This window comes from Sphaerochaeta sp. UBA5836 (genome assembly GCF_002432845.1).
In the GTDB taxonomy this organism is placed as follows: domain Bacteria; phylum Spirochaetota; class Spirochaetia; order Sphaerochaetales; family Sphaerochaetaceae; genus Sphaerochaeta.
This window is the reverse complement of sequence record NZ_DJGW01000048.1, coordinates 1-4,830: the sequence shown is the minus strand read 5'-3', so window position 1 is coordinate 4,830 and position 4,830 is coordinate 1. Positions and strand designations below refer to the sequence as shown.

Genomic DNA, 4,830 nt, shown 5'->3' with positions numbered 1-4,830 from the left:
TTGCTCCATTCTCCGCTTTTTTCAAGCCCGAAGCCTCTGCTTCCCATCGATCAAAACATCGGCCAGATCATTGCAGTGGAACCACAGAGTGTTGAAGAGCAGGCGAAGCGCTCCCTCAGTCAGGACTACTCTCTTTCCTGGGTTGAAACCTATGTACCCGAGTCCATCAGGACGGGCTTTGTCCATACCTATGACCGACTCCTGGCAGCATTGCTGCCGCTTGAACAGATACAGATGGCTTCTCATATCCAAAGAGGCCATCTGCTTGAAGTTCCCTTTTGCTATCATGCACCGGCCTACGGATATGGCAGCATGACATGGATGCAGAATGAGGATGGAAAGTTTGTCCTGCTCTCCCTGTCGGTGCACGAATAAATTTGTGAACACTATGGTAAAACCCTTCCATTGCCAGGCGCTTAAACAATGGTAAAATGTTGTGTAGCTATTCTATGGAGGTTCTTATGAAACAGTGTCTGGCAAGTGTGTTATTGCTTCTGTGTCTGTTCACTCCTCTTGCTGCCCAGGGGTCGAAGGAGGATGGGCAGGCGGCAAAGGAATTGGTCGTGTATGCAAGCGTTGATGAAGCGAATGCAGTGAAGATCCTCGATGCGTTCACCAAGGATTCAGGCATCAAGACAAGCTTTGTACAGCTTTCCAGCGGTCCTGCCCTCACAAGAATCCAGGCAGAGAGCGGCCGTCCACAGGCCGATGTCTGGCTCGGCGCCCCCAGCGACAACCATGTGATTGCAAAAACGCAAGGTTTGACGATTCCGTATAAAGGGGCGGCATTTGAGGCTCTTGGAGCAGAGTTCAAGGATGCAGAAGGCTACTGGAGAGGCTTCTATATGAATCCACTCTGTTTTGGCGTTAATACTGTTGCTTTGGCCAAGGCCGGAGCATCGATGCCTACAAGCTGGGCCGATCTGCTCAAACCGGAGTACAAGAACCTCATCCAGGTTCCGACCCCGCAGGCCAGCGGTACTGCAACCACCATGGTCTACAGCCTGATCGAGATCATGGGCGAGGATGAGGCTTTCGCTTATATGGCGAAATTGAATGCAAACATCCAAACCTACACATCCAGCGGCACCGGCCCTTCAAAGGGCGTCAATGTCGGGGATGCAGCCATCGGAATCCAATTCTCTCCTGCCTTCTTCCAGATGAAGGCCAACGGTCAACCGATTGAAATCGTGTTCCCCAAGGAAGGCTTCGGTTTCGAGTTCCCGGCCGCCTCAATCCTCAAGGGAGCCAAGAACTATGAATCAGCAAAAATCTTCATGGATTGGCTGGTCAGCAAGAAGGGCCAGGATGTACTGAAGTCGACCGGTACCTACTTCTATCCTGTGATAGACGATGCAGAGATCGATCCGGTCATGCCCGCATTCTCCACCCTCAATGTGGTGGGAGTCGATTTGGCGTATTACAGCTCCCGCAAGGCCGAATTGGTCGAACGCTGGGTCAGTGAAGTACTCTCTGCCAAAAAGTAAGACGTTCCACGTTCTCCGGTGGTTCTTACACCGGAGAACCTTGATCTGAGGTGTTCATGAAACAACGAATCATCTCCTCGTGGCATGATGTAATCCGGTTAAGCAAGGATCCCCTGCTTCTGGGGGTGATTCTCCTGCTTTTAATCTCCTTGGTTTTATTTATCATCTATCCTCTGTATAAAGTCGTTGTAGTAAGTTTTCAGGTCGACGGTTCCTTTTCCATCAAGAATTTCACCGACGTAATGACCTATTCCAACGGCTATTACCTGAAGGCTCTGTTCAACTCATTGTGGATGGGCGTTGCTACAGCCGTGCTCGGAACGTTCATCGCCTACATATTTGCGTATTCCCTCACCAGGGCGAATATCCCTGGCAGGAAATTTTTCAATTTGATCGCCACCATTCCCATCATCAGCCCTCCCTTCATCGGGGCTCTGGCGGTGATCATGCTCTTCGGCCGCAATGGATTTGTAAGTTCAACCCTGCTCGGCATGCAGAACGCCAATGTGTATGGGCCGCGGGGTTTGTTGTTTGCCCAGGTCCTGACATTCTTTCCCGTTGCTTACATCACCCTCCGGGGTGTGCTGGAATCGATCAGTCCGACCTTGGAGGATGCCGCTATGGATCTTGGTGGCAACCGGTTCACCATCTTCCGAAAGGTCACCCTCCCTCTCTCCATTCCTGGTATTGCCAGTTCGATGCTGGTGCTCTTTGTGGAATCGCTTGCCGATTTCGGCAACCCGCTTGTGTTGGCAGGGGCCCAGTTTCCCATTCTCAGCGTCCAAGCGTACCTGGAGATTACCGGTATGGGCAACTTCGCTAAAGGTGCGGCTCTTGCCTTCATCCTCCTGGTTCCCTCGGTTTCAGCCTACTTGCTGCAAAAGTATTGGGTCAGCAAGAAACAGTATGTGACGGTGACAGGAAAGCCGACGCAATCGAGCAATGATGTGGTCAGCCCCACTGCGCGCCGGCTCTTGTTTGTTGTCTGCTGCCTCATTGCAGCCTGTATTATTCTCGTGTATGCAAGTATTGTTTGGGGTGCTTTCGCCGAGTCATGGGGAAACAGCAACAAGCTTACCCTGCAAAACTTTGTCTATGTGTGGCGTGTGGGATTTGAGTCGGTACTCGATACCTTGGTCATAGCAGGGCTCTCGACTCCGCTTGCAGGAACCATCGGTATGGTTATAGCATTCCTGGTTGTCCGTAAACAATTCTGGGGCCGCAAGTTCATGGAGTTCTCCTCCATGCTCAGCTTTGCCCTGCCGGGAACGGTTGTGGGTATCGGATACATTCTTGCGTTCAACCAACACCCTTTCTACCTTACCGGGACGTTGCTCATCCTCCTGCTCAATTTCATTTTCCGATATCTGCCTGTAGGTGTGCAGGGCGGGGTTGCCGTTCTCAAGCAAATCGATCCTTCAATCGAGGAGGCAGCCATCGACCTGGGGGCGGACAGCAACAAGACCTTCCGCAAGGTCACCCTGCCCTTGATGATCCCGGCTTTTTTCAGCTCCTTGATATTCAGCTTTGTCCGTAGCATGACAGCCATCAGTGCTGCAATCTTTTTGGTCTCGGCACGATGGAAGTTGATGACCGTGCAGATCATGAGCCAGGTGGAGAGCGGCCGCATCGGGGCGGCTGCCGCCTTCAGCCTCATCCTGGTTGCCATTATTCTGGCAGCCATGGCCGTCATCAAACTGATTCTTCGGTTGAAGTATCATACCACCAGCTCTATTCTCAGCCACTAGGAGTTCTCAATGAGTGTAACCTTAAAAAATATTACGAAAATTTTTACCGACCAGGATGACAAGAGTAAGGAGTTCACTGCAGTCGATTCGGTCAACATTGAGATCAAAGAGGGTGAGATGGTCACCTTCCTTGGTCCTTCCGGCTGTGGAAAGACTACTACGCTAAGGATCATCAGTGGTTTTGAGAAACAAACCAAGGGGGATGTCTTCATTGATGGGCAGTTGGTGAACGACCTGCCTGCGAACAAGCGCAACTCATCAATGGTATTCCAATCCTACGCCATCTTCCCCCACCTGACGGTGGAGCAGAATATCGGCTTCGGCTTGGAGTTGAAGGGCATGAAGAAGAGCCAGATCAAGGGCGAGGTTGATACCATCATGGCAACCATGGGCTTGTCCGCCTTGGGTGCACGTCAGCCAAGTCAGCTCTCGGGTGGACAACAACAGCGCGTTGCCTTGGCACGGGCCATCGTAACAAAACCCAGGGTCCTCTTGTTTGATGAGCCGCTTTCCAATCTCGATGCGAAGCTTCGCGACCAAATGCGGACTGAAATCCGCAGAATTCAGCAACAGTTCGGGATTACCAGCATCTACGTCACCCATGACCAGGCTGAAGCGATGACGGTCAGCGACCGAATCATGGTGATGGACAAGGGGAGAATCCAGCAATTGGGTACTCCGTTTGAAATCTACAGCCGCCCGACCAACCACTTTGTGGCCGACTTCATCGGCAGGGCGAATTTCTTCAAAGGGATGGTCAAGAAGATTGACACGGATTTGACCCTTGAGATCAATCAGAAAGAGTATCGCTTCTCTTCCTTCAACAAGGATGTCGTGGTGGGCAAGCGTGCAACGGTGGTCCTGCGTCCCGAAGGCTTGAAAATCGAGAAGCCCAATGATCAGGCATTTTTCAATGGAGTGGTGCAGGAAGCTGTCTATTTAGGATCTACCGTAGAGTATCAGATAACGGTCAAAGGGAGAACCGAACCCATCGTGGCAATTTCCTACAATCCGGTCAAAGAGGGACTGTATCGGGTAGGGGACCAAGTCGGGGTAAGCTTTGATGCCATCAGCGCCCATGTGATCAGTTGAATATTAAGGCTGTTGCTTCTGGATAACCAGTACAAACTCACTGGTTTCTTGAGCCGGTGGTACCATCTGGTTTCCTTTTTCAGCTAAATAGGCAGTCAATAACGAAAGGTCTGCATCCAGGTCTTCGAGACTGAGAACGATGGTGGTGTCGCGGGGCTTCACCACAATCTGTACATGTTCCATATCAGCTTGGTCGAGCAACGGGCCCTCCCACTCGCTCTGATCTGGATTGACAGGCGGGATTTTACTGTAGACACCACAACCTGTGAGGAGAAGTGTGCAGAGAGCCAGCAGTGCAAACTTGTACTGTATTGCATGCTTGTTGCATTTCATCTGCTGCCTCCCACCTTGAAAACCTTCAACTTCATACCTAAAACAACCGAACATTGAAAAGATTACAAACAGAAATCGTGTGGCCCCAGATGCAAAATACGCTACGGTAAGCCCGATGTGGAGGGGCTGTGGCACTCAATCGGTTCTGATGAATCTGAAAGTCGATACTG

At 51.2% G+C, this 4,830-nt stretch carries 5 protein-coding genes; 4 read left to right on the top strand and 1 reads right to left on the bottom strand.

What is annotated here, in order from left to right; genetic code table 11:
• The 4 genes from B3F49_RS03650 to B3F49_RS03635 all read left to right on the top strand — a co-directional run.
• Positions 1-375 (top strand): hypothetical protein (locus B3F49_RS03650; RefSeq protein WP_293909027.1); only part of this gene is annotated, 375 nt, incomplete at its 5' end.
• 86 nt (positions 376-461) lie between these two features.
• Positions 462-1,487, top strand: a complete 1,026-nt coding sequence (locus tag B3F49_RS03645; protein WP_293894910.1) for an ABC transporter substrate-binding protein — start codon at positions 462-464, stop codon at positions 1,485-1,487.
• Between the two features lie 56 nt (positions 1,488-1,543).
• Positions 1,544-3,235, top strand: coding sequence for an ABC transporter permease (locus B3F49_RS03640; protein ID WP_293894913.1), 1,692 nt, complete (start codon positions 1,544-1,546; stop codon positions 3,233-3,235).
• A gap of 9 nt (positions 3,236-3,244) precedes the next feature.
• Entirely contained in the window at positions 3,245-4,327 is a 1,083-nt protein-coding gene (locus B3F49_RS03635; RefSeq protein ID WP_293909026.1) for an ABC transporter ATP-binding protein, read from the top strand.
• 3 nt (positions 4,328-4,330) lie between these two features.
• Here B3F49_RS03635 and B3F49_RS03630 read toward each other — a convergent pair whose 3' ends face one another.
• Positions 4,331-4,660: a hypothetical protein gene (locus B3F49_RS03630; RefSeq protein WP_293909025.1), complete on the bottom strand. Its 330-nt coding sequence runs from the start codon at positions 4,658-4,660 to the stop codon at positions 4,331-4,333.
• Positions 4,661-4,830 lie beyond the last annotated feature (170 nt).

Bases quoted from the DNA above. Each gene is read 5' to 3' on its own strand.
- B3F49_RS03645 (WP_293894910.1), top strand. From the start codon at position 462: ATGAAACAGTGTCTGGCAAGTGTGTTATTGCTTCTGTGTCTGTTCACT.
- B3F49_RS03640 (WP_293894913.1), top strand. From the start codon at position 1,544: ATGAAACAACGAATCATCTCCTCGTGGCATGATGTAATCCGGTTAAGC.
- B3F49_RS03635 (WP_293909026.1), top strand. From the start codon at position 3,245: ATGAGTGTAACCTTAAAAAATATTACGAAAATTTTTACCGACCAGGAT.
- B3F49_RS03630 (WP_293909025.1), bottom strand. From the start codon at position 4,660: ATGAAATGCAACAAGCATGCAATACAGTACAAGTTTGCACTGCTGGCT.